This is a genomic window from Streptomyces sp. ICN903 (genome assembly GCF_022015835.1).
Classification (GTDB): domain Bacteria; phylum Actinomycetota; class Actinomycetes; order Streptomycetales; family Streptomycetaceae; genus Streptomyces; species Streptomyces fenghuangensis.
Genome location: NZ_JAKMAY010000365.1, coordinates 1 through 5,035, shown reverse-complemented (window position 1 = coordinate 5,035; position 5,035 = coordinate 1). Strand labels below are relative to the sequence as shown.

Genomic DNA, 5,035 nt, shown 5'->3' with positions numbered 1-5,035 from the left:
GTTCGGTGCCGGTGAGCTGGGCGGGGGTGAGGGAGGCGGCCAGGTCGGCGAGGAGGCCGGGGTTGCCGCCGCCGCTGTGCAGCAGCGCCTCGCGTACGGCCGGGTCCGCGTCGGCGGGCAGCAGCTCGTCCAGGAACGCGCCGGCGGCCGCGGCGTCCAGCGGCTCCAGCGTGATCACGGGCAGCCCGGCCAGCAGCGGGTCCTCGGCGCCGTCGCAGTGCGCCGCGACCAGCATCGCGACGGGCAGCGGCGGGCCCAGCCGCCGGGCCGCGAAGCCCAGGACCCGGCGGCTGGGCGCGTCGAGGTGGTGCGCGTCGTCGACGCACAGCAGCAGCGGCCCCTCGGCGGCCAGGTCGTGCAGCAGCGCCGGCAGTCCGGCCAGCACCGGCCCCTCGTCGGCGGGCGCGGCGCCCAGCGTCAGCGCGCGGACGAGGGCGGCGGTGCGCGGGTCGTCCGGTGCCGCCCGGTCGGCCACCGGCCGCAGCAGGGCGTGAAGTCCGCTGTAGGGGACGGCCGTCTCGGCGGCCACACCCCTCGCGCGCAGCACGGTGCCGCCCGGGCCGGCCCTCTCGAAGGAGGCGGCGGCGTGGTCCAGCAGGGCGCCGGCGCCGAGTCCCGGTTCGGCCCGCACCAGCAGCGCGCCGCCCCGTCCCGCGCGTGCGCCGCCGATCAGTTCCGCAACGGCCTTCCGTGCGGTGTTCGCACCGTGCATCCGCGCATCCCTCCTCGGAAGGGACTTCCAGGTCGCCCGGGTCTGCCTTCACGACAGCACCGAGCCCACATAGCGTCCATGACAATAAGGCCAGGTCGCGGCCACCGCCCAGCGGCCGGCCGGGCGGCGTGTGCGCTCGCACAACGGCTCTCCCCGAGGCCGCCGGGCCGCGACCGGCCGTCCTACGGTCGGCCCATGACACGAGAGTTCACCTCCTTCGACGGTGTGACCATCCGCTACCACCACTGGGACCCGGCGCCCGGCACGGACGGCGGACTGCCGGTCGTGGTGCTGCACCACGGCTTCATCGCCGACACCCACACCAACTGGGTCCGGCCCGGTGTCGTCGAGGTGCTGACCCGGCGGGGGCGGCGGGTGGTCGGCATCGACGCGCGCGGCCACGGCCGCTCCGACAAGCCGCACGACGCCCGCCGCTACGGCGAGAGGACCATGGCACGCGATCTGCTGGCCCTGCTGGACGTCCTCGGCGAGAGGCGGGCGCATCTGGTGGGCTACTCGATGGGCGCGGTCGCCGCGCTGCTGGCCGCCGCCCGGGACGAGCGCGTCACCCGGCTGGTCGTCGGCGGGGTGGGGGCCGGGGTGGTCGAACTGGGCGGTGTGGACACCCGCGAACTGCCCCCCGAACTGGTGGTGGCGGCGCTGCTGGCGGACGACCCGGCCGACGTGCCGCTGCGGATGGCGGGCCTGCGGATCTGGGCGGACGAGGTGGGCGCCGACCGCCGCGCCCTGGCCGCGCAGGGCAGGTCGATGCACCAGGGCCCGACCGCGCTGGCGGACGTCACCGTGCCGACCCTGGTGCTCGCGGGTGCGGACGATCCGCTGGCCGCACGCCCCGGGGTGCTCGCCGACGCGCTCCCCCGCGCCTCACTGCGGAACCTGCGCGGCGACCATCTGACGGCCGTGCGCGACCCGTCCTTCGCCCCGGCGATAGCGGACTTCCTGGAGTCCGCCGACTGACGCCGGCCGGCGCGGACCGGCGCTGACCGGCATGGACCGGCGCTGACCGGCGCTGACCGGCCGCGGCGGCCGTACCCGAACCGTTCGCCCCGCGTACCGCCGCGCGTCACGTCGGGCGGGTAGCGGGGCGGTGGACGGGGTACACCCATGGCCCACCGGGGCGAGGCAGCAGGGAGCGGGCGGCGGATGCGCGTGATGACGTGGAACGTGTGGTGGCGGTTCGGACCGTGGCGGGAGCGGTACGAGGCGATCCTCGCAACACTGCGCGAGACGCGGCCCGACGCGGTCGGCCTGCAGGAGGTGTGGACCCGCGGCGGGGAGAACCTGGCCGGACGGCTCGCCCGCGAGTTGGGCATGCACTGGGCCTGGGTCGCCTGGAACGTCCCCGGGCCGTGGCGCGAGCGGCTGGGCGACCCGGAGGTCGGCGTCTGCAACGCCGTGCTCAGCCGCTGGCCCATAACGGACCGGGCCGCGGCCCCGTTGCCCCCGGCCGGGGGCGACGACGAGCGGGTGGCGCTGTACGCGCTGCTGGACGCGCCCGGCCGCCCGGTGCCGTTCTTCACCACGCACCTGACCTCCGCCGCCCACGCCTCGGCCCTGCGCTGCCGGCAGGTCGCCGCCCTGGCGGAGTTCGTCGCGGCGCACCGCGGCGGGAGCAACTTCCCGCCCGTGGTCACCGGGGACTTCAACGCGACGCCCGACTCCGACGAGATCCGGCTGCTGGGCGGCTCGCGTACGGCTCCCGCCGTCGAGGGCCAGGTGCTGCCGGACGCCTGGGAGTACGCCGATCCGGCCGCCCCGGCCGCGACCCGGGACGCGGCCAACCCCTATGTCGCGGCCACCTTCCGGCCCAGCGCACGCGTCGACTACATCCGCGTCGGGCCGCCCGGACCGGGCGGGATCGGCCGTGTCACGAACGTGCGGCGGGCGGGCGACGGCCCGGTCGGCGGCGTCTGGCCCTCCGACCACGCCGCCGTCGTGGCGGACCTGGCCCTGGAACCGGCCCCGGAGCCGGTCCGGGTGCCGGCCCCGAAGCCGGCTTCCTGAGGGGGACGCGCCAGTCTACGGGCGGGCGGCCCCGTCCGGGACGGACAGCGGCAGCGCGCGGAAGTCTTCGTTCCGGCCCGCCACCCGCAGCACGTACTCCCGCAGCCACGCGTGCTCGGCGGGGAGTCCGCCCACCAGCTCCGCGGCCCGCCGGGCGTGGCGCGCGGCGGCCTCCGCCGCCGGCGCCTGCACCCGGGGGAGTCCGCTGACCATCGCGTTCTCGGCCCGGATCATGGCGTCCAGGGAGTCCATCAGATGGAGCACCGCACCGGCGGCCGTCCGGTCGGCGGCGAGGCCGGGCGCCCAGCCGGCGGGCAGCGGGGGTCTCCAGTCCGCCGGGAGGTTCGGTCTCCTGGCGCGGGGGGCCAGAGCCGTCGGATGGCCGGGGAAGCAGTCGCGGACGGCGTCGAGCACATCCCACAGCAGACCGAAGTGGTAGGAGCTCTCCCACGCCTCCGCGACCTCGTGGAGCAGATAGCTCAGCAGCAGCGGTACGCCGTGCGGCTCGTCCCCGAGCTTCCCCAGGGCCGCCGACGTCCTCTCGTACGCCTTCCGCCAGCGGTCCCCGGGCCTTCTGAGGGTGGACCGCTGGTCCTCCGGCGGCCGCCCGCCGCCCGGCTCCGTCTCCGGTCCGCCCTCGGGTTCCCCGACGGGCTCGCCGTCGGGTGATTCGGCGTTCCAGTGCGGCAGGCCCTTGAGCCCGTCGACGTCCACTCCTTTGCCCACCAGCCAGTCGCGCAGCGGCTGGGGGTTCCCGTCCCACAGACTGTCCGTCATATCCGTGAACATCCGGGCAGGTCAGCGACGGGGCCCGGTTCGCGGGCCGGTTCGGCGGAACTCCGGGAAACCGCCGGACGGGCCCCGCGTTCTCCGTGCACTCCCGCGAAACACCGGGAGCGGCGTGCGGAAACCACCGAGAATCGATCCCATGACCGAGACACCCGTACCCGCATCCCAGTCCGCGCCGCGGCCCGTGAACCTGGCCGAGGCCCTGGCCTCCTTCAGTGACGTCTACAGCCCGCGGATCGTGGCCCGGGTGAACGACTACGACGTGCGGATCGCCCACGCCGAGGGTGAGCACGTCTGGCACGTGCACGAGGACACCGACGAGTTCTTCCTCGTCCTCGACGGCCGCTTCGACATCGCCCTGCGCGACGCCGACGGCGGTGAGAGGACCGTCGAACTGCACAGGGGCGACGTGTTCGTGGTGCCGCGCGGCACCGAGCACAAGCCGTCCTCGGCCGGCGGGTCGATCCTGATGTTCGAGCCCACCGGGACGGCCTCGACCGGGGACCGCCACGAGGGAGAGATCCCCGGCCACGTGGACAGCACCACCGGCCACGCCCTGGCCTGAGGGCGCCTGCCCTCTTCCCCGCCGCGACACGGCGGGGAAGGGGCAGGGGCAGGGGCCATTGGTACAGACCGGATTCGGTCAGCGGACAGAACATCTCTTTTCCGCCTTCTTCGCCCACCCGCCGGCTTCCTCCGCCCGGCCGGACGACCCCCGTTGCGCCGCGTGCACCCGACCACGCCCTCCGGGAACGGACCGGAAGTCACCCTTAACGATTGGTCTGAACCAATCTATCGTCACCGGCGAGGCCCTGCGCACGGCAGGTCGCCACCCCCCGTACCGCTCCGCACGCCGGCCGAGGAGGCCGCGCGCGGAGGGAGGAGGAGCCCCCACATGCGACAGACCGGACACGCACCACGGACAGCACGGACGGCGCGGAGGAGTCCCGCGAGGCTGCTGGCCTCGCTCTTCGCCTTCGCGCTGGCACTGCCCCTCACGATTGTCATGACCTCAGCAAGCTCGGCGGGTGCCCACGGCTGGATCACCTCCCCGCCCAGCCGCCAGGACCACTGCGCCACCGGCCGGGTCACCGGCTGCGACGGACTGCAGTACGAGCCGCAGAGCGTCGAGGCCCCCAAGGGCTCGCGCCTGTGCAGCGGCGGCACCCGCTGGACCTTCCTGGACGACGACAGCCGCAACTGGCCGGTGACCCAGGTCTCCAGCACCGTCACCTTCCAGTGGCGGCTGACCGCCGCGCACAGCACCAGCACCTGGGACTACTACGTCGACGGCGTCCTGTTCAAGCGGTTCGACCAGGGCGGCACCCGCCCGCCGTCGAACATCTCGCACACCCTGAGCGGCCTGCCCTCCGGCAAGCACAAGATCCTCGCCGTGTGGAACGTCGCGGACACCGCCAACGCGTTCTACAACTGCGTGGACGTCCAGGTCGGCAGCGGCGGCGGGGACGGTGGCGGCGGCGATGACGGCGGGACGCCCACCCCGCCCGC

General features: G+C 75.1%; 6 protein-coding genes. 4 read left to right on the top strand and 2 right to left on the bottom strand.

Annotated features, from left to right (window positions below; translation table 11 throughout):
• Positions 1–712: AAA family ATPase (locus tag L7D48_RS25680; RefSeq protein WP_237882980.1), on the bottom strand; the 712-nt coding region annotated here is incomplete at its 3' end.
• 195 nt (positions 713–907) lie between these two features.
• Between L7D48_RS25680 and L7D48_RS25675 the strand changes: the two genes are divergently transcribed.
• On the top strand, positions 908–1,690 hold the full coding sequence (locus tag L7D48_RS25675) for an alpha/beta fold hydrolase (RefSeq protein ID WP_237882978.1): 783 nt from the start codon (positions 908–910) through the stop codon (positions 1,688–1,690).
• 186 nt (positions 1,691–1,876) lie between these two features.
• Positions 1,877–2,737 (top strand): endonuclease/exonuclease/phosphatase family protein, encoded by an 861-nt coding sequence (locus L7D48_RS25670; RefSeq protein ID WP_237882977.1) that lies wholly within the window; start codon positions 1,877–1,879, stop codon positions 2,735–2,737.
• Between the two features lie 15 nt (positions 2,738–2,752).
• On the opposite strand, the gene L7D48_RS25665 is transcribed toward L7D48_RS25670, so the two are convergent.
• Entirely contained in the window at positions 2,753–3,514 is a 762-nt protein-coding gene (locus tag L7D48_RS25665; protein WP_237882975.1) for a hypothetical protein, read from the bottom strand.
• 151 nt (positions 3,515–3,665) lie between these two features.
• Between L7D48_RS25665 and L7D48_RS25660 the strand changes: the two genes are divergently transcribed.
• Both L7D48_RS25660 and L7D48_RS25655 read left to right on the top strand, forming a co-directional pair.
• The gene (locus L7D48_RS25660) at positions 3,666–4,091 is read left to right on the top strand and encodes a cupin domain-containing protein (RefSeq protein WP_237882973.1); all 426 of its coding nucleotides are present in this window, start codon (positions 3,666–3,668) and stop codon (positions 4,089–4,091) included.
• 441 nt (positions 4,092–4,532) lie between these two features.
• Positions 4,533–5,035: lytic polysaccharide monooxygenase auxiliary activity family 9 protein (locus L7D48_RS25655; protein WP_237882972.1), on the top strand; the 503-nt coding region annotated here is incomplete at its 3' end.

Bases quoted from the DNA above. Each gene is read 5' to 3' on its own strand.
- L7D48_RS25665 (WP_237882975.1), bottom strand. From the start codon at position 3,514: ATGACGGACAGTCTGTGGGACGGGAACCCCCAGCCGCTGCGCGACTGG.
- L7D48_RS25675 (WP_237882978.1), top strand. From the start codon at position 908: ATGACACGAGAGTTCACCTCCTTCGACGGTGTGACCATCCGCTACCAC.
- L7D48_RS25670 (WP_237882977.1), top strand. From the start codon at position 1,877: ATGCGCGTGATGACGTGGAACGTGTGGTGGCGGTTCGGACCGTGGCGG.
- L7D48_RS25660 (WP_237882973.1), top strand. From the start codon at position 3,666: ATGACCGAGACACCCGTACCCGCATCCCAGTCCGCGCCGCGGCCCGTG.